General features: G+C 73.2%; 16 protein-coding genes. 8 read left to right on the top strand and 8 right to left on the bottom strand.

The window, feature by feature from the left end; all coding sequences use genetic code 11:
• Positions 1 to 3: 3 nt before the first annotated feature.
• Complete coding sequence (locus tag AB0910_RS09745) at positions 4 to 408, bottom strand: DUF192 domain-containing protein (RefSeq protein WP_366744003.1); 405 nt, start codon at positions 406 to 408, stop codon at positions 4 to 6.
• An 81-nt stretch (positions 409 to 489) separates the two neighbouring features.
• Here AB0910_RS09745 and AB0910_RS09750 point away from each other — a divergent pair, with 81 nt between their 5' ends.
• Together AB0910_RS09750 and AB0910_RS09755 are read left to right on the top strand one after the other, a co-directional pair.
• Positions 490 to 1,227 carry an A24 family peptidase gene (locus tag AB0910_RS09750; protein ID WP_366744004.1) on the top strand — a complete coding sequence of 246 codons (738 nt, stop codon included), beginning with the start codon at positions 490 to 492 and terminating at the stop codon, positions 1,225 to 1,227.
• Positions 1,228 to 1,322: 95 nt separating this feature from the next.
• Positions 1,323 to 2,174 carry a class I SAM-dependent methyltransferase gene (locus AB0910_RS09755; RefSeq protein WP_366744005.1) on the top strand — a complete coding sequence of 284 codons (852 nt, stop codon included), beginning with the start codon at positions 1,323 to 1,325 and terminating at the stop codon, positions 2,172 to 2,174.
• A 281-nt stretch (positions 2,175 to 2,455) separates the two neighbouring features.
• Here the strand turns inward: AB0910_RS09755 and mgrA are convergent, their stop codons facing one another.
• Positions 2,456 to 3,493: an L-glyceraldehyde 3-phosphate reductase gene (gene mgrA, locus AB0910_RS09760; RefSeq protein ID WP_366744006.1), complete on the bottom strand. Its 1,038-nt coding sequence runs from the start codon at positions 3,491 to 3,493 to the stop codon at positions 2,456 to 2,458.
• 168 nt (positions 3,494 to 3,661) lie between these two features.
• On the opposite strand from mgrA, the gene AB0910_RS09765 reads away from it, so the two are divergent.
• The 5 genes from AB0910_RS09765 (at position 3,662) to AB0910_RS09785 (ending at position 9,628) form a co-directional block, all read left to right on the top strand.
• Positions 3,662 to 4,423: an isoprenyl transferase gene (locus tag AB0910_RS09765; RefSeq protein ID WP_366744007.1), complete on the top strand. Its 762-nt coding sequence runs from the start codon at positions 3,662 to 3,664 to the stop codon at positions 4,421 to 4,423.
• A gap of 368 nt (positions 4,424 to 4,791) precedes the next feature.
• Complete coding sequence (locus tag AB0910_RS09770) at positions 4,792 to 6,111, top strand: PhoH family protein (protein ID WP_366744008.1); 1,320 nt, start codon at positions 4,792 to 4,794, stop codon at positions 6,109 to 6,111.
• 385 nt (positions 6,112 to 6,496) lie between these two features.
• Positions 6,497 to 7,201 (top strand): lytic transglycosylase domain-containing protein, encoded by a 705-nt coding sequence (locus AB0910_RS09775; protein ID WP_366744009.1) that lies wholly within the window; start codon positions 6,497 to 6,499, stop codon positions 7,199 to 7,201.
• 154 nt (positions 7,202 to 7,355) lie between these two features.
• Complete coding sequence (locus AB0910_RS09780; RefSeq protein WP_366744010.1) at positions 7,356 to 8,780, top strand: AI-2E family transporter; 1,425 nt, start codon at positions 7,356 to 7,358, stop codon at positions 8,778 to 8,780.
• Entirely contained in the window at positions 8,777 to 9,628 is an 852-nt protein-coding gene (locus AB0910_RS09785; RefSeq protein WP_366744011.1) for a hypothetical protein, read from the top strand. Before AB0910_RS09780 ends, AB0910_RS09785 begins: the two co-directional genes overlap by 4 nt.
• A gap of 29 nt (positions 9,629 to 9,657) precedes the next feature.
• Here AB0910_RS09785 and AB0910_RS09790 read toward each other — a convergent pair whose 3' ends face one another.
• The 5 genes from AB0910_RS09790 to AB0910_RS09810 all read right to left on the bottom strand — a co-directional run bounded on the left by AB0910_RS09790 (position 9,658) and on the right by AB0910_RS09810 (position 14,543).
• Positions 9,658 to 12,015 (bottom strand): FtsX-like permease family protein, encoded by a 2,358-nt coding sequence (locus AB0910_RS09790; protein WP_366744012.1) that lies wholly within the window; start codon positions 12,013 to 12,015, stop codon positions 9,658 to 9,660.
• Entirely contained in the window at positions 12,012 to 12,695 is a 684-nt protein-coding gene (locus AB0910_RS09795; RefSeq protein ID WP_366744013.1) for an ABC transporter ATP-binding protein, read from the bottom strand. Before AB0910_RS09795 ends, AB0910_RS09790 begins: the two co-directional genes overlap by 4 nt.
• Positions 12,692 to 13,216 carry a PadR family transcriptional regulator gene (locus AB0910_RS09800; protein WP_366744014.1) on the bottom strand — a complete coding sequence of 175 codons (525 nt, stop codon included), beginning with the start codon at positions 13,214 to 13,216 and terminating at the stop codon, positions 12,692 to 12,694. The genes AB0910_RS09795 and AB0910_RS09800 overlap by 4 nt, the downstream gene beginning before the upstream one ends.
• An 83-nt stretch (positions 13,217 to 13,299) precedes the next feature.
• Positions 13,300 to 13,653, bottom strand: a complete 354-nt coding sequence (locus tag AB0910_RS09805; protein WP_366744015.1) for a hypothetical protein — start codon at positions 13,651 to 13,653, stop codon at positions 13,300 to 13,302.
• On the bottom strand, positions 13,650 to 14,543 hold the full coding sequence (locus AB0910_RS09810) for an SPFH domain-containing protein (RefSeq protein WP_366744106.1): 894 nt from the start codon (positions 14,541 to 14,543) through the stop codon (positions 13,650 to 13,652). The genes AB0910_RS09805 and AB0910_RS09810 overlap by 4 nt, the downstream gene beginning before the upstream one ends.
• Before the next feature lie 411 nt (positions 14,544 to 14,954).
• On the opposite strand from AB0910_RS09810, the gene AB0910_RS09815 reads away from it, so the two are divergent.
• Positions 14,955 to 17,294 (top strand): transglycosylase domain-containing protein, encoded by a 2,340-nt coding sequence (locus tag AB0910_RS09815; protein WP_366744016.1) that lies wholly within the window; start codon positions 14,955 to 14,957, stop codon positions 17,292 to 17,294.
• Positions 17,295 to 17,376: 82 nt separating this feature from the next.
• Here AB0910_RS09815 and AB0910_RS09820 read toward each other — a convergent pair whose 3' ends face one another.
• The gene (locus tag AB0910_RS09820; protein WP_366744017.1) at positions 17,377 to 18,840 is read right to left on the bottom strand and encodes a catalase; all 1,464 of its coding nucleotides are present in this window, start codon (positions 18,838 to 18,840) and stop codon (positions 17,377 to 17,379) included.
• Positions 18,841 to 19,072: the final 232 nt, after the last annotated feature.

Raw genomic sequence — 19,072 nt, forward strand, 5'->3', positions numbered from 1 at the left:
CCGCTACCCGCGCCCGGCCGCGCCCGCCCCGGCCGCGCCCCCGGCCTCCACCCGCACCACGGCACCCGCCCGCAGCCCCCACCCCGCCATCGCGCCCGCCTCGGCCTCCAGGACGTGCCGGGCGCGCAGCCGGGGCCGGGGCAGGCGGCCGGGGCGCAGCGTCTGGACCGCGAGGACCCGCAGCCGCCGGTCGAGGTACGCCACGTCGATCGCGAACCGCATGCCGAAGGTGTGGACGCCGGCGCACGGGGTCAGCAGCAGCGCCCCCGCCACCCCGTCCCGCCCGAGCAGTCCGCGCCGCCTGGTCCCGTACGACGCCGCGATCTCCAGCGGCACGGCCGCCCCGCCCGCCGCGCCCCCGTCCGGCTCGACCGTCAACGTCCCGCTGCCGTCACGCCACTGGCCCATGGGGCCAGAGCGTAACGCGGGCCCGGCCGCGGCAGCGGGCGAGCGCACCGCGCCAACCCGGCCGGGACTAGGGTCGGTTGCGTGGATCCCGTACCGCTGACGACCGCCGCGGCGCTGCTGTGGGGCGCCCTGGCGGCGCGGTGCCTGCCGCGGGCCGCGTACCGGCTCGCCGTCGAGCCCGGCGCGCCCCGGCCCACGGCCTGCCCCGAGGGGCATCCGCTGCCCGCGGGCCCGGCCGGCTGGGTCGGCGGGGCGCCCTGCCCCCGCTGCCCGCGCCGCCCCGCTGCCGGCCGCGCCGCCACCGCCGTCACGGCGCTCGCCTGCGGGCTGCTCGCGGCCGCCTGCGGGCCCCGGCCCGAACTCGTGGTGTGGCTGCTCATCGCCCCGGTCGCCGCGCTGCTCGCCACCGTGGACCTGGCGGTGCGGCGGCTGCCCGACCCGCTGACCCTGCCCCTTGCCGCCGCGACCCCGCTGCTGCTCGGCGCCGCCGCGCTGGTGCCGGGGCACGGCGGCTCATGGCCCACCGCACTGCTCGGCGGGCTCGCGCTGGGCGCCGCGTACACCGCACTCTTCCTCGTCAACCCGCGCGGCCTCGGCTTCGGCGACGTCAAGCTCGCCCTGCCGCTCGGCTGCGCCCTCGGCTGGTACGGCTGGCCCGTCCTCTTCCTCGGCGCGTTCGCCGGGTTCCTCCTCGGCGCCCTCTACGGCCTGGCCCTGATGGCGCTGCGCCGCGCAGGCCGCTCGACGGCCGTCCCCTTCGGCCCCTTCATGATCGCCGGCGCCTGCGTCGCCCTCCTGACGGGCGCCCTCACAGCCTGACGCCGGCGCGCGGCCCGCCCTCACCACCGGCCCCCCGGCAACGCCCCCGCACAAACCGCTGGCCCCGCCCCCGCCCCGCTTGCCACCATCGCCCCATGGCCGACCCCATCCGCCCCCGCGCCACCGGCGACCCCCGTGGCTTCGACGAGCTGGTCGCCGAGGCGGCGGCCGTGTCCGTGGAGGGGTGGGACTTCTCCTGGCTGGACGGGCGCGCCACCGAGGAGCGGCCGCCCTGGGGGTACGCGCGGACCGTCGCCGCGCGGATGGCCCGCGCCCGCGCGGCCCTGGACATCGAGACCGGCGGCGGCGAGGTCCTCGCCGGCGTGCCCGTGCTGCCGCGGCTGACCGCCGCCACCGAGTCCTGGCCCCCGAACGTCGCCCGCGCCGCCGAGCGCCTGCGCCCGCGCGGCGCCGTGGTCGTCGCGACCGCGACCGGCGGGCCGCTGCCGTTCGGGGACGGCGCCTTCGACCTGGTCGTCAGCCGGCACCCGGTACGGGCGCGGTGGGACGAGATCGCGCGGGTGCTGCGCCCCGGCGGCACGTACCTCTCGCAGGAGGTCGGGCCCGCCTCCGTCTTCGAGCTCGTGGAGTACTTCCTCGGGTCCCAGCCGCCCGAGGTGCGCTCGGCGCGTGACCCGGAGGCCGCGCGTGCGGCGGCCGAGGCGGCAGGACTCGACGTGGTGGTGCTGCGGACGGCCGCGCTGCACACCGCCTTCCACGACATCGGCGCCGTCGTGTACTTCCTGCGCAAGGTGGTGTGGATGGTGCCGGACTTCACCGTGGAGCGGTACCGCGACCGCCTCGCGCTCCTGCACGCCGCGATCCGCAGCGACGGCCCCTTCACCGCGACGACCACGCGCTTCCTCATCGAGGCGCGCAAGCCGTCCGCAGGACCGGCTTGCGCGCCCCGGCGTCAAGCCGGCGCCCGGGGCCTCCGTCGCTCCTGAGGGTTACGACACACCCGGGGCGCCGCACCGGCGCCGCGCCTCCCCGCAGGCGTCCGGAGGCCGGAATTCCGAGGCCACACGGGGCAGTCGGCCGCCTGCGGAGCGTCATCCTCCGGCGGCCCGGCTCCCGTCCGTCCTCACGAAGGGTTATGGTGGAGACCCCCCCTCGGGCCGGTCCGTATCCCCCCCCACGGACCGGCCCGTTTTCTGTGCCGGGCACGGCCACGCGCGGCGCCTCCCGCCACGCGCGGCCTCCCGCGCCCCCTCCGCTCAGCGCCGCGTCAGCTCCGGCCCGCCCAGATGTTGGTGCCCTCGGTGTCCACGGCGAAGGCGTCGATCTCCGCGAGCTCCTCCGCGGTCAGCGGGGCGCCCGCGAGCGCGGCCACGTTCTGCTCGACCTGCTTCACCTTCGAGGCGCCGATCAGCGCCGAGGTCATGCGCGGGTCGCGCAGCACCCACAGCAGGGCCAGCTGTGCCAGGGACTGGCCGCGGCGCCGGGCGATCTCGTTGAGGCCGTTGAGCCGCCGGGTGACCTCCTCGTCGAGGAGCTTCGGGTCCAGGGACTTGCCCTGGGAGGCCCGCGAGCCCTCGGGGATGCCGTCCAGGTACTTGTCCGTGAGCAGGCCCTGCGCGAGCGGCACGAAGGAGATGCAGCCCATGCCCGCGCTCTCCAGGGTGTCCAGCAGGCCGTCGTCCTCGATCCAGCGGTTGATCATCGAGTAGGACGGCTGGTGGATCAGCGCGGGCACCCCCATGTCCTTGAGGATCGCCGCGGCCCGCGCCGTCATCTCCGCGTTGTAGGAGGAGACGCCGACGTAGAGGGCCTTGCCCTGCTGGACCGCGGACGCCAGCGCGCCCATCGTCTCCTCGAGCGGGGTCTCGGGGTCCGGCCGGTGCGAGTAGAAGATGTCGACGTGGTCGAGGCCCATCCGCTTCAGGGAGGCGTCGAGCGACGACAGCAGGTACTTGCGGGAGCCCCACTCGCCGTACGGGCCCGGCGTCATCCGGTAGCCCGCCTTGGTCGAGATGATCAGCTCGTCCCGGTACGGGGCGAAGTCCTGGGAGAACAGCTTGCCGAAGTTCAGCTCGGCCGAGCCGGGCGGCGGCCCGTAGTTGTTCGCCAGGTCGAAGTGGGTGATGCCGAGGTCGAAGGCGCGGCGCAGGATCGCGCGCTGGTTCTCCAGCGCGAAGTCGTCGCCGAAGTTGTGCCACAGGCCGAGGGAGATCGCCGGCAGTTTGAGCCCGCTGCGGCCCGTACGGCGGTACTCCATCGCGTCGTACCGCTCGTCGGCGGCCAGATACAGGGAAGAATCAGTCACACGTCTTTCCTTATCACGGACTTGTGACAGACCGAGTTGGGTGCCTGTGCCGTGCGCGCAGTAGTGTGACGGCCTCGGGGCCCCGCCGCGGCCCTGTGCTCCGGCACGCTGGCCATGGAGCTGTCGCGGCTCGCGGGCGATCCCCACACGACGGATGAGGTGGACCCAGTGAACCTGCGCGACCTTGTGTACCGGCTGTACGCCCACCGGGTGGAACGGCGCCTCGACCTCGCCCAGGGCCCCAAGCACATCGGCGTCATCCTCGACGGCAACCGGCGCTGGGCCAAGGCGTCGGGCGGCACCACGGAGCAGGGACACAAGGCGGGCGCCAGCAAGATCCAGGAGCTGCTCGGCTGGTGCTCCGAGACCAATGTGGAAGTCGTCACGCTCTGGCTGCTGTCCACCGACAACCTCGACCGTCCTGAGGAGGAGCTGACACCGCTCCTCGGCATCATCGAGGACGCCGTGCGCGACCTCGCGGCCGACGGCCGCTGGCGGGTCCACCACGTCGGCACGATGGACCTCCTGCCGGGCCACACCCAGCTGGTGCTGAAGGAGGCGGAGCACGCCACCATCGGCAACAGCGGGATACTCGTCAACGTCGCCGTGGGCTACGGCGGCCGCCAGGAGATCGCGGACGCCGTGCGGTCCCTGCTCCAGGACCACGCCGTGCGCGGGACCTCGTACGACGAGCTCGCGGAGATCGTCGACATCGACATGATCTCCTCGCACCTGTACACCCGCGGCCAGCCCGACCCCGACCTGGTGATCCGCACCAGCGGCGAGCAGCGGCTCTCCGGCTTCATGCTGTGGCAGAGCGCCCATTCGGAGTACTACTTCTGCGACGTTTTCTGGCCCGCCTTCCGCAAGGTCGACTTCCTGCGCGCGCTGCGCGACTACGCGGCCAGGCACCGCCGCTACGGGGCCTGAACACAGGGGAGCGCGGGTCCCGCGGCGGCCGGGTGCGAGCGGCCCCGTACCGCTCGCCGACACCCGTCGTTCACGGGCTGTGCGTCATATGCCAAGGCATGGCGCGCGACGGAACTGGGCATACACCGTCCAGGTCGATGTCCGGAACGTACTGGCCGGTCCCTCGCGGGCAGGCCGGCGGGCATCGTTTCCAGCGGTCGGCAGGCTGCCGTCCGCCCGGGAGGCCCTTTGCACCAGGACGACCGTACGGTGAGTCGTACGGGCGACGTGGAGGGCCGGCGCTCGGCCCGCGCAGGGGCCAGGAGCCCGGTCCACCCGCCCGCGACGCCGTCGCATCCCCGACCTCATCCGAGGGGGTTCGTCCTTCCGTGGTGACCAGCTCGAAGCGCCGCTCCGACCGGCGCACGTACGTACTCGACACCAGCGTCCTGCTGGCCGACCCAGCCGCCATGTCCCGCTTCGACGAGCACGAGGTCGTGCTCCCGATCGTGGTGATCACGGAGCTGGAGGCCAAGAGGCACCACCCGGAGCTCGGGTATTTCGCCCGGCAGGCGCTGCGGCTGCTCGACGACTTCCGCATCAGGTACGGGCGCCTCGACGCGCCCCTGCCGATCGGGGACATGGGCGGCACCCTGCGTGTCGAGCTCAACCACTCGGACCCGGGCATCCTGCCCGCCGGCTTCCGGCTCGGCGACAACGACTCGCGGATCCTCGCGGTCGCCCGCAACCTCCAGGCGGAGGGGTACGACGTCACGGTCGTCTCCAAGGACCTGCCGCTGCGGATCAAGGCGTCCTCGGTGGGCCTGCTCGCCGAGGAGTACCGGGCCGAGCTGGCGATCACCGACTCCGGCTGGACGGGCATGAGCGAGCTCACGCTCTCCGGCGAGCAGGTCGACCTCCTCTTCTCCGAGGAGAACCTGTACGTGCCGGAGGCGGCTGAGCTGCCGGTCCACACGGGCCTCGTGCTCCAGTCGGAGCGCGGCAAGGCGCTCGGCCGGGTGACCGCGGAGGGCAACGTGCGGCTGGTGCGCGGCGACCGTGAGGCGTTCGGCATCCGCGGGCGCAGCGCCGAGCAGCGCATCGCGCTCGACCTGCTGCTCGACCCGGAGGTCGGGATCGTCTCCATGGGCGGCAGGGCGGGCACGGGCAAGTCGGCGCTCGCGCTGTGCGCGGGCCTCGAAGCGGTGCTCGAACGGCGCCAGCACCAGAAGGTGATGGTCTTCAGGCCGCTGTACGCGGTGGGCGGGCAGGAACTCGGCTACCTGCCGGGCACCGAGGCCGAGAAGATGAGCCCGTGGGCGCAGGCCGTGTTCGACACCCTGTCGTCGTTCGCGGGGCGCGAGGTCATCGAGGAGGTGCTGGGCCGCGGGATGCTCGAAGTCCTGCCGCTCACCCACATCAGGGGCCGCTCGCTGCACGACGCGTTCGTGATCGTCGACGAGGCGCAGTCGCTCGAACGCAACGTGCTGCTGACGGTGTTGTCCCGGATCGGGTCGGGCTCGCGCGTCGTGCTCACCCACGACGTGGCGCAGCGGGACAATCTCCGGGTCGGCCGGTACGACGGGGTCGTCGCCGTCGTGGAGAAGCTGAAGGGGCATCCGCTGTTCGCGCATGTCACGCTGACCCGGTCCGAACGCTCCCAGATCGCTGCGTTGGTGACGGAGATGCTGGAAGACGGACAAATCTGAGGAATCGCGCCAGAAAAGCACCGCGCCGCCCGGCAGAGCCAAGGAGCTTAGCCGGGCGGCGTCGTGCTGTGCGGTATTTCCACAAATCCGTTGGGACAAACGGGGTGTGAGCTTTCCCACGCAACGGGGAATTGCTCTGCGGCGTCGCCTTCCGGCAGAGTCTTGCTTCCGTCAGGCCCCGCATGCGGCACACCAACATCAGGCGCTCCGGCGCCCCCACAACTCCACAACAGCCGCCGCATGCCGCCCGAGTACCACGCGGCAGTCCCGCAAGGGACTGTCCACCGGGCCCGTGTCTCCCGTGACCAGTAGTGCGGAGGCCAGTGCCAGGGGCACGATCGCGCCCGCGGGGTCACCTGTGCGGGCGATGCTGGAAGGACACCGTGTGAGCCGGATCTCGGTCCGGGGATTCGCAGTGGCATCGGCCACCGCGGTCACCACTGTCGGCGCCGTCGTGGGTGTTGCCTCGGGCGACCCCCAGCACGCTTCGGCCGACAACCTTGAGACGACCGCTTCGGACGCCACGCTGTTGGCGGACATCCCCTCCGGCGAGCAGGCACAGGTGCAGACCGTGTCGCTCGCGCAGCAGGCAAGCGCCCAGTCGGCAGCCGCCGACCAGGCCGCGCAGAAGTCCGCCGAGGAGGCGGCGCGCATCCAGGCCGCCCACGACGCCAAGGCCAAGAAGCAGGCGGCGGACGACAAGGCCGAGGCCGCCAAGAAGGCGGAGGAGGCCAAGAAGGCGGAGGCGGCGCAGAACGCCATCAAGTCCGCCTCGGCGTTCGCGGTCCAGAGCTCGTACTCCGCCTCGGCGGTGCAGGCCATGGCCCGGCAGATGATGCCGGCCGACCAGTTCCAGTGCTTCAGCAACATCGTCACCCGCGAGTCCGGCTGGAACTACACCGCCACGAACGCCGGTTCCGGCGCGTACGGTCTGGTGCAGGCGCTGCCCGGCTCGAAGATGGCGTCGGCGGGTGCCGACTGGCAGACCAACCCGGCGACCCAGATCAAGTGGGGCCTCAACTACATGGACAGCCGCTACGGCAGCCCGTGCGGCGCCTGGTCCTTCTGGCAGGCCCACAGCTGGTACTGAGCCGCAGGGAGGACCGCTCGGCACGGTCCCTTCCCGCTCGACTCCGCGGAGCCCTCCACCGTCCTTCGGTGGGGGGCTCCGCCCGTGTACGGTCGGTCCCGAACGGCTCCCGGGGGAGCGAGTGGGGAGACGGCCGGGGGAAAGAAGGAACCACATGTCGAGAGTGCCTTCGTGGCTTGGCCGGATGGGCGGGGAACTGACCCGCCTCGGCCAGAAGTTGGACCAGCGCAGAGCCGAGGCGGAGGCGCAGCACGCGCCCGCACCCCTCCAGCCCCCTGAGGCGTCGAGGATCCCCCCGCCGCCCTCGTACGCGCCCGCGGTGTCGGCGAAGCCCGACCCGGTCGCGGCGATCCCCTGGGGCATCCGGGTGGCGGTCGAGGCCGCGTGGCGGCTGCTGGTGCTCGCGGCGACCGTCTGGGTGCTGATGCGGATCGTCAGCGCGGTCCGCCTCGTGGTGCTCGCGTTCGTCGCCGCCCTGCTGATCACGGCGCTGCTCCAGCCGACCGTGGCCAGGCTCAAGCGGCACGGGGTGCCGCGCGGCCTGGCGACCGCGCTCACCACCCTCGCCGGGTTCGTGGTCCTCGGCCTGATCGGCTGGTTCGTGGTCTGGCAGGTCTCCGAGAACATCGGCGACCTCTCCGACCGGCTCACCGACGGCATCAACGAGTTCAAGCACTATCTGCTGAAGAGTCCGTTCCATGTGACGGACAAGCAGATCAACGACATCGCGGCGAACCTCAGCAAGGCCATCGGCACCAACACCAACGAGATCACCTCGGCGGGGCTCCAGGGCGTCACCGTCATCGTGGAGCTGCTGACGGGCGCCTTCCTCGCCTTCTTCTCCACGATCTTCCTGCTCTACGACGGCGCCAGGATCTGGCAGTGGGCGCTCAAGCTCGTGCCCGCGCAGGCACGGGAGGGCGTCGCGGGCGCGGGCCCGCGCGCCTGGCACACCCTCACGGCGTACGTGCGCGGCACGGTGATAGTCGCGATGATCGACGCGATCTTCATCGGGCTCGGCGTCTTCTTCCTCGGGGTGCCCCTCGCCGTGCCGCTCGGCGTGATCATCTTCCTCGGGGCGTTCATCCCGCTGGTCGGCGCGGTGGTCTCAGGGGCGCTCGCCGTCGTCGTCGCGCTCGTCACCCAGGGCGTGTTCACCGCGCTGATCGTGCTGCTCGTGGTGCTCGCCGTGCAGCAGATCGAGGGGCACATCCTCCAGCCGTTCATCCTGGGCCGCGCGGTGCGGGTGCACCCGCTCGCCGTGGTGCTCTCCGTCGCCGCGGGCAGCCTGATCGCGGGCATCGGCGGCGCCGTGGTGGCCGTGCCGCTGGTCGCGGTCACCAACACGGTGGTCGGCTACCTGCGTTCGTACGCGCACGAGCAGGCGGTGCGCGCCATGCCGCGGCCGCACGGCGCGACCGCGGTCGACCTCGCCCCGACCCCGCCGCCGGGGCCGCCCCAGGCGTCCGGGGCCCCGACCGGCCGGGCCGAGGAGCCGCCCGGGCCCGGAGCCGAGGAGCGCGGCGAGGACCGGCGCCCGCGGGACGGCGAAGGGGGGCCGGGGGAGGGCCCCGGATGATCTCCGAGCCCGAACTGGAGGACGACGGCCGGTCCGACCGGCCCCCCGGCCGGTCGGGCGCGGCCGCCGACCCCGGCATCCCGGGCCAGCGTGGCGCCGCCGCGGGGCCGGGACCCGGCGGCGGCGCCCCGGACCGCGGTCAGGCGCCGCCGGTCGTCGTCGGCGACGGCAGGCCGCCGCCGACGCCCCGCAGGACGGCCCTCACCTGGGGCCTGTGGGGCGCGCTCGCCGCATCGGTGGTGTGGGGCGCCGGCCTGACGCTGTACCACGCGGGCGGGCCCGGCCTCGGCGGCTACGGCCCCGAGCGCGACCTCTGCCTCGACGCCCCGCTCACCGCCCTCTCCCAGGTGCTCGGCGGGCCCTCGATGCCGCAGGCCACGTCCGACGAGACGGAGGCCGTCGACTCGGCCGTGTGCAGGAGCGACCTCGGACCTGCCCCGGCGGGCAGCCCGCTCGACGCGTCCGACGCGCGCGGCGGGGTGCGCGCCCTCGTCGACCTGCGGTACGTGCTGCACCGGCAGACCGACCCGGCGCCCGAGTTCGACGCGCTGCCCGAGCCGAAGTCGCCGGGCTCCGCCCTGCACCTGCTGCGCGTGCCCGGCCTCGGCACCCGCGCCTACCTGGTCACCGACAGCGTGGGGGACCTGCCGCCCACGCTGCGGGTCCTCGACGGCAGGGCCGAGTTCACCCTCTCCGTGCGCGTCTACTCCTCCTACCGCGGCCACCCGGCGGCGCCGTCCTCGGTGCGGTCGCGCTATGTGGCCGCCGACCTCGTCTCCGACGTGCTGGCGCCCGCCATGGCCGACGACCTGCGCACGGTGCTGAAGACCGTCAAGTCCCCCCAGTAGGGCCGCGGCCGACCCGCAGGCCCGTACGGTCACTCCGTGCGCAGCCCGTCCGCCCGCATCATCCGCCACAGCGGCGGCAGGCTCGCCAGGGTCACCGCGAGCACCACGGCGGCGCCCGCGCCCGCGTACGGCCAGAACACCCACCAGCTGCGCAGCGGCTCGTACAGCAGGTCGAGGGAGACCTTGCCGAGGACGATGCCGCCGGCCACCGCGAGGACCGTGCCCACCACCACGGGCACCGCCGTCTGCCACAGCACCGACCACGCCAGCGTGGAGCGCCGGGTGCCGAACGCCACCAGCGCGGACAGCAGCCGCCTGCGCTCGCGCAGCTCCTGGGTCTGCGAGACCAGCAGACTCGCGGCGATCAGCGCCATGGTGACCGTGCCGCCGAGCCGCAGGCCCGTCTGGACGCTCGCGTACTGCCGGTCGCGCTCCTCGTTCAGCAGGGTGTCCACCCGGGCCGCGGGGTCCACCCGCGCGGCGGCGGTGCGCACCCGCTCCACGGCGTCCGCCGTGTGCCCGTCCGTCCAGACCCTGGCCCAGATCTCCCCGCCGGCCAGGGACGCGGCGCCGAACGCCGCGGGCGTGGCGAGCACGCCCGCGTGGCTCTCGCCGTCCCAGCCGGGCACCGCGGCGACCACGGGCGCCGACGACGGCACCCGGAAGGACGGCGGTGCACCGGTGCCGCCGCCGTCCAGGAGGACCGTCTCTCCCGGCCGGTCCGCCACCGCGACCCGCGCCCTGGTGTGCGAGACGAAGACGTCGCCGTCGCGGCAGACGGTCAGGTGCGCGAAGGCCCGCAGGCTACGGCAGTCCCCGACGGTGACGGCCGTCACCGGAGCCGAACCCCGGTGAGCGGCGGGAGCGCCCGAGGGCACCGTCGCGTACGTCTCCACGGTCGTGGCGGCAGCGGCGACGCCCGCCGTGGCGCCGAGCGCCCGCCGCATGCGCGCGGCCGTCGCCAGGTCGCCCGCGCTGATCCGCACGGTCATCTCGGCGTCCCGCTGCGGCCCGCTGACGGCACGTCCGGTGGCCGACGGCGGTGCGCCGGTCGAGCGGTCCGGGTGGGCGAAGTCGCTCTGCATGCCGCCGAACACCATCTGGAGCAGGATCGCGCCCGCCACCGCGACGGTGATCCCGGCGACCGCGCGTGCGGCGGTGCCGCCGCTGAGCTGGAGCCGCCTGGTCGCCAGCTGCCACGGCACCGGGCCGCCCCGCAGCCGCGCCACGGCCTTCTCCACCAGCCACGGCAGCAGGCCGGCGAGGCCGATCAGGGTGAGCGCAGAGCCCACCACGATCGGGGCGACGTCGAGCGCCGCGTCCTTGCCCGCGATCGTGTGGGTGAGGACGAGCGTGACGATGCCGAGCACCGGCGCGAGCAGCCGCCACCACAGGCGCCGCGGCCGCGGCTTCGCCTCCCGTACGACGCCGAGCGGTTCGATCGACACCGACCGCAGCGCGAACAGCGCGGTGCCCACAGACGTGAGCAGGACCGCGGCCACCACGCACAGCACGAGCCGGGCGCCCGGCACCACGTCGGAGGGAAAGACGGACATGCCCCACAGGCGCATCCCGCCCGCGAAGTGCCGCGCCACGGCGAACAGGGCGCCGCCGGCCACCAGGCCTGCGGCGGCGCCGAACAGCGCCTCGCCCGCGGCCATCCGCCGGGTGGCGCGGGCGTCGGCGCCGACCAGCCGCAGCGCCGCCAGCCTGCGGTCGCGCCGCTCGCCGCCGAACCGCACGGCCGTCGCGATGAACACCACCACGGGCACCAGCAGGACGACGCAGACCAGCGCGATGACGGCCATCAGCGTCGGATCGAGCGGGTCGGGCGCCTCGTGGGTCCCGTACGCGTCGGCGCGGTGCGCGCCCCGGTGCGTGGAGAGCGCGGCGTCGCCCGCGTAGTAGACCAGTTCGTCGGGGCCGAGCAGGCCGGGTGCTGCGACGGTCCCCGCGTCCCTGAACGGCAGCCGCTGTCTGAGCAGTTCACCGCCGGGCGAGTCCAGCAGCTCCCGCAGCGCGGGGGAGACCGCCATCGTGCCGGGCGCGGGGACGGCGGCGACGCCGGGCGGCGTCGCCGCGGCCGGCCCCTCGGCGCGCAGCAGGGTCCCGTCGACCGGGCGGCCGTGGAACTCCGTCGAGGCGTCGATGAAGAGGAACGAGCGGTCCGAGCGGTGCGCGCCGGCGCCGTGCGCGGCGGCGATGCCCCGCGCGTCGGCGCGCGCGGTCCTGCCGTCGACGATCGAGGGCACGGAGGAGGCGGCGAGCAGCAGCGCGACGCCGAGGCCGACGCCGAGCGCGGTCAGCGCCGTGCGGATCCACCCCTCGCGGCCCCCGGCGGCGGCGAACCGCACCCCGAGCGCGAGGTCGCGCAGCGCCGCCCTCACCGGGCGGCCGCCGTCAGGTCGCGCACCACGCCGTCCCGTACGACGACCTCGCGGTCGGAGTACGCGGCGACCCGGGTCTCGTGGGTGACCAGGACGACCGCGGCCCCGGCCGTCCTGGCCGCGTCGGTGAGGAGTTCCATCACACGCTCGCCGTTGAGGGAGTCGAGCGCGCCGGTCGGCTCGTCGGCGAAGAGTACGCGCGGCGAGGTGACGAGGGAGCGCGCCACCGCGACGCGCTGGCCCTGCCCGCCGGAGATCTCGCCGGGGCGCTTGGCCGCGATGTCGGCGACCTCCAGGCGTTCGAGCCATGCGCGGGCAGCGGCCTCCGCGGCCCTGCGGCGGGTCCCGCCGAGCCGCAGCGGCAGCGCCACGTTCTCCACGCAGGTCAGCTCGGGGACCAGCCGGCCGAACTGGAAGACGAAACCGAAGTCGCTGCGGCGCAGCGCGCTGCGGCGGGCGTCGGAGAGCCCCGTCAGCTCGGTGTCCCGGTAGGTGATGGAGCCCGCGTCCGGCACGGCGATCCCGGCGAGGCAGTGCAGCAGCGTGGACTTCCCGGAACCCGAGGGGCCCATCACGGCGACGACCTCGCCGGGCGCTACGGAGAACGACGCACCGGCGAGCGCGGCCGTGGGCCCGTAGGACTTGTGCAGGTCGACGGCGGTCAGCAGCGGGCCCGTCATGTGCGCACCGCCGTGGCGAGCCGGTCGAGCCGCGCGGTGGTCAGTTCGAGCCAGCGCACGTCCGCTTCGAGGTGGAACAGCGCGTGGTCGCAGATGAGCTGGTCGGCGAGGTCGCCGTGGCGCTTGCGCTCGGTCAGCTCGCGCATCGTCCGCAGGTGCGAGGCGCGCTGCACGTCGAGGAGTTCGGCCGCGTCGCGGCCGGTCAGCAGCGCGATGACGACCTTTGTGTAGAGCGTCGACTGGAGGTAGGGCTCGGGCCGCTCCGGGGTGGCGAGCCACGCGCGCACGTCGGTCACCCCTGCGTCGGTGATGGCGTAGCGCTTGCGCTCGGGTCCTTCACCTGACTCGATGCTGTCGACCTCGACGAGCCCGTTCTTCAGCAGTCTGGACATGGTCGAGTAGACCTGCCCGTAGTGCAGGGGCCGGTCGTGGCCGAACCTGTCGTCGAAGGCGCGCTTGAGGTCGTAGCCGTGGCGCGGGCCGGTCTCCAGGAGACCGAGAAGGGTGTGACCGATGGACATGCGCGGCACTATACACGCCAGCTATACACCTCGCGTATAGCTGCCGAGGATCCCTGCCGGGCCGCCAACCCCGTCTCGGGCCCTCAGTCGCGCGCGCTCTCGTTGCCCTCCGGGCCCGCGCCGGGCCCGTCTCCCGGTCCCTCGCCGGGTCCGGGCCCGGCCTCGGAGCCGGGCCCGGCCTCGGGCGGGGCCTCGGGCGTCGGCGCGGGCGCGGGCGTCGCGCCTCGGGGTGGCCTGCCTCTGCGGGGGATGGGGCGGGCCGTGCCCGGGAGGCGGGCTGCCTCGGCGAGTGCGCGGCGCAGGAGGTACTCGATCTGTGCGTTGGCGCTGCGGAGCTCGTCGGAGGCCCAGCGGGCCAGGGCGTCGTACACCGCCGGGTCGAGCCGCAGCAGCACCTGCTTGCGCTCGCCACCCCTGCGCGGGCTGCCCTCCGTCACTGGTACAGCGTGCCCGTGTTCACGACGGGCTGGGCCGCCCGGTCGCCGCAGAGCACCACGAGCAGGTTCGAGACCATCGCCGCCTGCCGCTCCTCGTCGAGGTCGACGATGTCCTCCTGGCGCAGCCTGCGCAGCGCCGCCTCCACCATGCCGACGGCGCCGTCCACGATCTCCCGCCTGGCCGCGACGACCGCGCCCGCCTGCTGCCGCTGGAGCATCGCCGAGGCGATCTCCGGCGCGTACGCGAGGTGCGTGAAGCGGGACTCGACGATCTCCACGCCCGCGGCGCGCACCCGCGCCGACAGCTCGGTCACCAGCCGCTGGGTGATCTCCTCCGCGTTGCCCCGCAGGGAGAGCCCGTTCTCGTCGTGCGCGTCGTACGGGTACTCGATGGCGATGTGCCGCACCGCCGCCTCGGTCTGCGTGGAGACGAACTCCAGGAAGTCGTCGACCTCAAAGGTGGCCTGCGCGGTGTCCCGCACCTTCCACACCACGACCGCCGCGAGCTCGATCGGGTTGCCGTAGGCGTCGTTGACCTTCAGTACGGGCGTCTCGTGGTTGCGCACCCGGGTGGAGACGCGGCGCCGCGTCGTCAGCGGGTTCACCCAGCGCAGCCCGTCCGTGCGGATCGTGCCCCGGTAGCGGCCGAACAGCTGGACCACCCGCGCCTCGCCGGGCGCCACCATGTTCAGCCCGCGCATCGCGAAGAACGCGGCGACCACCACCACGATCCCCAGCGGGACCAGCGTCCCCTGCACGGCGCCGCTCGCACTCGCGCCCGCGACCGCGAGCAGCGCGATCCCCGCGACGAGCCCGACGAGGCCGAGCAGCAGCGCAAGCCCGCCGCTGATGCTGTGCGCCGGGACCTCGGCGACGCGGGGCGCCGGCATCGACGGCACATCGGGCCCGCCGGCCGCCCCCGAGGCTCCCGGGGTCCTTGGTGTCCCCGCGCCCGGCGGCGTGCCCTGTTCGTCGTTCGGATGTCCGCTGGTGGAAGCCATCTCGTCACCCCGTTCCGGTCGCGGACGCGCCCGCGCGCGCCCGTCGCGAGCCGCCCTCGCGATCCTATCAAACTGTTATCAGATTACCCCACGCGGCAACCATCCGGCGGTGGAATGAGTCGGTTCCAGTCGGGACGGGTGGTTCTTCTCACGTCCCAGGGCCCCTGATCTGCGGCGCTGCGCCACAGTCCGCGGTGTTAGCTTTCTGAGCCGGTTTGCGGAGAGTGCGAGCCGATTCCTGCGATGGGGGCCCCGACACGGATCACCGGGACCGAGACCTGAGAGCGGAGCGACAGAGCGATGGGCCGAGCTGATGAGCGGCGCGCCCGGCAGCAGGCGGCCCGCCGCGCCGGCCGCCGGGGCGGCAAAGGGGGGAAACGCGGTATACGCCGCCTCTTCACCTGGAAGAAGATCCTGGGCGCGGTCCTCGGCACAGCCGTCGTCGCGATCGGCGCCTTCCTCTTCCTCTACCTGTCCGTCCCGGTGCCGGCGGCGAACGCCGACGCCCAGCGCCAGAGCAACGTCTACCGCTACAGCGACGGCACGGTGCTCGCGAGGACCGGCGCGGTCAACCGCGAGATCGTCGGCCTCGACCAGGTGCCCAGGGGCGTGCAGCACACGTTCGTCGCGCTGGAGAACAAGACCTTCTACCAGGACTCCGGCGTCGACTTCAAAGGCACGGCGCGCGCCCTGCTGAGCACCGTCACCGGCCACGGCAAGCAGGGCGGCTCGACCATCACCCAGCAGTACGTGAAGAACTACTACCTGAACCAGGACCAGACGGCGACCCGCAAGCTCAAGGAGCTCGTGATCTCGCTCAAGGTGGACCGCAACAAGTCCAAGGGCGACATCCTGGCCGGGTACATGAACACCAGCTACTACGGCCGCAACGCCTACGGCATCCAGGCCGCCGCCCAGGCGTACTACGGAGTCGACGCCTCCCGCCTCACCGTCGACCAGGGCGCCTACCTCGCGGCGCTGCTCCAGGCGCCGAGCCAGTACGACTGGGCCGTCGCCACCCCGACGGGCAAGAAGCTGGTGACCCAGCGCTGGGCCGACGTCCTGAAGAACATGGTCTCCATGCACTGGCTGTCCGAGCAGGACAGGGCCGCCATGAAGTTCCCCGTACCGATCGAGCCGCGGCCGCAGGCCGGGCTCGGCGGGCAGACCGGCTACCTGGTCGACGCGGCCGACCGCGAGCTGGAGAACCGCCTCGAAGCCCAGGGCGCCTCGGCGTCCGACGCGCAGGCCAGGGTCGCGGCGGGCGGCTGGACGATCACGCTCAACGTCGACCGCAAGAAGGAGGCGCAGCTGGAGAAGGCCGTCAAGGCCCAGCTGACCTCCAAGCTCGAATCGAAGGAGCGGCCGCGCGACGCGGACGCCCAGGCGGGCGCGGTCTCCGTGGACCCGGGGACCGGCCGGGTGCTCGCCCTGTACGGCGGCAAGGACTACACGACCCACGCGACGAGCAACGCGACGCGCGAGGACTACCAGCCCGCTTCGACGTTCAAGCCGGTCATCTTCGCCACCGCCCTGGAGAAGCGCGCCCGCACGCAGGACGGCGAGCCGATCGGCGCGAGCACCCTCTACGACGGCACGAGCGGCCGGCCGGTCAAGGGCAGCAGCATCGCGTTCGCGCCCACCAACGAGGACCACACGGACTACGGCCGTATCACCGTCCAGAAGGCGATGGACGACTCGGTCAACTCGGTCTTCGCGCAGATGGGCGTCGACGTCGGCATGACCGACGTGCTGAAGACGGGCGGCAAGCTCGGCATGGACATGAAGAACCAGCAGCCGTATCCGTCGCAGACCCTCGGCACCATGGGCGCGAGCCCGTTCCAGATGGCGGGCGTCTACGCCACCTTCGACAACCACGGCAGGCTCGTCACCCCGGCCGTCCTCAAGTCGGCAAAGGACCAGGGCCGTTCGATCGCGCTGCCCGACCCCATCGGCGGGCAGGTCCTCACCCGCAACACGGCGGACTCGGTCACCTCGGTGCTCACGGGCGTGGTCGACCAGGGCACAGGATCCATCGTCCGCACCAAGAACTTCCAGGTCGCGGGCAAGACCGGCACCTCGGACGACGACGTCTCCGCCTGGTTCACCGGCTTCACGCCCGACCTGGTCACCTCCGTCGGCCTCTTCGGCGAGGCCGCCGGGGCGGAGAGCGTCGAGGGCAAGAAGTACCCGCAGTACGGCCATGTGCCGCTGACCGGCACCGGCGGGCTCGTCGCGCAGGGCGGCCGCGTCAACGGCGGCGGCTACCCGGCGCAGATCTGGGGCGCGTACATGTCGGGCGCCGATACGGTGCACGGCGCGGCCGGCAGGTTCGACCTCGACACCGACCAGGGCGCCGCGGTCGCGCCGTCCCCGACCCTGTCGCCCCCCACGTCGCCGAGCACCTCGCCCAGCACGTCGCCCTCGCCCACGCACTCCGTCTCGCCGCCGCCCTCGCCGTCCTCGTCGTCGCCCGCGCCGCCGACCAGTTCCACGCCGGGCGACGGCCAGTCCCCGCCGTCGAGCCAGGAGCCGCCGGGCGGCGACACGTCACCGCCGATCCCGCCGTTCTCCCCGCCGGCGCAGCCGGGCGGCGCGGACAACGACGCAGGCCGCGACAACGGCTTCTTCTCGCCCTGACCGGCCACCCGCAGCGCGGGCGAGGGCCCCGGCAGGCACGCTCGGCGCGCGCCTGCCGGGGCCCTCGGCACGTGGCCTCGCGTCAGCCGCCGTTGACTTTCGCCGCGATGCGGTCGCCCACGTTCTTGTCGATGTTGCGCCAGTACTGCACGGCCCGTTCCAGCACCGGCTTCGAGACACCCTGGAGCAGGTGGCCCGAGACGTTCGACACCAGCCGGTCGCGGGCCGCGTCGTCGAGTACGTTGCGGACCATCGTGCCGGGCTGGCCGAAGTCGTCGTCCTCCCGGTGCAGGCTGTACGCCTCGCGCACCAGCTCGCCCGCGGCCGCCCAGCTCGCCGGGTCGCCGAAGCGGTCGAAGTCCGCAGCGGGGCCGCCGTACGAGTTCGGCGCGTACGGCATCGACGCCTTGGAGGCCGTGTACCGCATGGAGCCGTCCCTGCTGTACGAGTTGACGGGCGCGTGCGGCCTGTTCGGCGGCAGCTGCGTGTAGTTGGTGCCGATCCGGTACCGGTGGGTGTCCGGGTACGAGAACAGCCGGCCCAGCAGCATCTTGTCGGGCGAAGGACCGATACCTGGCACCAGGTTGGACGGCTCGAACGCCGCCTGCTCGATGTGGATGAAGAAGTCCTCCGGGTTGCGGTCGAGGACCATCCGCCCCACGTCGATCAGCGGGTAGTCCGAGTGCGGCCACACCTTGGTCAGGTCGAACGGGTTGAAGCGGTAGTCCGCCGCGTCCTCGAACGGCATGATCTGGACCTTGAGCGACCAGCTCGGCGCGTCGCCCGACTCGATCGACTCGTACAGGTCCCTGCGGTGCTTGTCCGCGTCGTGGCCCGCCAGCTCGTCGGCCTCGTCCTGGGTGAGGAAGTCGATGCCCTGGTCCGTCTTGAAGTGGTACTTCACCCAGAACCGCTCACCGGCGCCGTTGATCCACATGTACGTGTGGGAGCCGTAGCCGTTCATGTGCCGGTACGTCTTCGGGATGCCGCGGTCGCCCATCAGCCAGGCCACCTGGTGGGCGGACTCCGGCGACAGCGTCCAGAAGTCCCACTGCATGTCGTTGCTGCGCAGCCCGGTCGCCGGGTGCCGCTTCTGGCTGTGGATGAAGTCCTGGAACTTGATCGTGTCGCGCACGAAGAAGACCGGGGTGTTGTTGCCGACCAGGTCGTAGTTGCCGTGCTCGGTGTAGAACTTCAGCGCGAAACCGCGCGGGTCCCGCCAGGTGTCGGGGGAGCCCTGCTCGCCGGCGACCGTGGAGAAGCGGGCCAGCATCTCCGTGCGCTTGCCCGGCTGGAACAGGTCCGCCTTGGTGAACTGGCTGACGTCGTTCGTCACTTCGAAGAAGCCGTACGCGCCAGAACCCTTCGCGTGCACCACGCGCTCCGGCACCCGCTCGCGGTTGAACTGGGCCATCTTCTCGATGGCGTAGTGGTCCTGGAGCAGGATCGGGCCGTCGCGGCCCACGGTGAGCGAATGCTCGTCGCTCTCGACCGGGATGCCGACGTTGTTGGTGGTGAACGGCGCCTTCGGCGTTGACTCTGTCACGGTGTGGCCTCCCGCAAGGAAGAAGGCCCGGGGGTCCGGGGACCGCCCCGGGTGGACATGAGGACATGTGTCCCGCCCCCCGGAGCCCGGCCTTCACAGGGCCCCGGCGGGCACACGTCCCGCGTGCCCCAGTGAACTCCTACAACACCCCTTCGGCAACATTTGGACGCGATCCAGCTCTGTCACCGGTCCATGAGGCCGCGCGCGGGCCCCGCACGCCCGGCCACCGGGC

This window comes from Streptomyces sp. NPDC047002, assembly GCF_040704505.1.
In the GTDB taxonomy this organism is placed as follows: domain Bacteria; phylum Actinomycetota; class Actinomycetes; order Streptomycetales; family Streptomycetaceae; genus Streptomyces.